The following is a 647-nucleotide window of genomic DNA, read 5'->3' as shown; positions in this document are numbered from 1 at the left end:
GAAAGCCTCGCTGGTCAGGGGCCTTGCGGACGATCTCCAGGTCGCGGCCGAGGATCTGTGCGGCCCACTCGACCAGGCGGCCGGCGAAGCCCTGGTCGGCCCAGATCTTCTTGACGCTGGGGTGGTCGAGCCTGGTCCACAGCATGGGCCGCTTTGCGCCGTCGCGGTCCTGGATGCTCGCCGCGACAACGTGGACGGCCAGGACCAGACCCAGGGTGTCGGTGACGATGAACCTCTTGCGGCCCTTCACCTTCTTGCCTGCGTCGAAGCCTCTGGTGGCCGCGGGAACCGTGTCGGCGGTGCGGACGGACTGCGAGTCGATCAGGCCCGCGCTCGGCTCCGCGTCGCGGCCGTCGGCTTCACGGACCTTGCCGAGGAGAGCGTCGTGGATGCGCTCGACGGTGCCGTCGTCGTGCCACCAGGTGAAGTACCAGTACACCGTCGGCCACGGGGCGAAGTCCTTCGGCAGCTGCCGCCAGGCGCACCCGGTCCGCACGACGTAGAAGATCGCGTCGACGATCCGTCGCCGTGGATGCTTCTCCCGCCGCCCGCCCTTCGGTCCCACCCGCGCAGGCGGGAGCAACGGCTCCACCAGCGCCCACTGCTCATCCGTCAGGTCCGACGGATACCCACCCCCGCCACGGCTC

At 70.0% G+C, this 647-nt stretch carries 1 protein-coding gene; it reads right to left on the bottom strand.

The window, feature by feature from the left end; genetic code table 11:
- Positions 1-647 (bottom strand): IS5 family transposase (locus ACLVWQ_RS40515; protein WP_414114346.1); only part of this gene is annotated, 647 nt, incomplete at both ends.

The sequence above is a fragment of the Streptomyces sp. CWNU-52B genome, assembly GCF_047444975.1.
Taxonomy (GTDB): domain Bacteria; phylum Actinomycetota; class Actinomycetes; order Streptomycetales; family Streptomycetaceae; genus Streptomyces.
The sequence above is the reverse complement of the archived record's forward strand: the minus strand, read 5'-3'. Positions and strand labels throughout refer to the sequence as shown.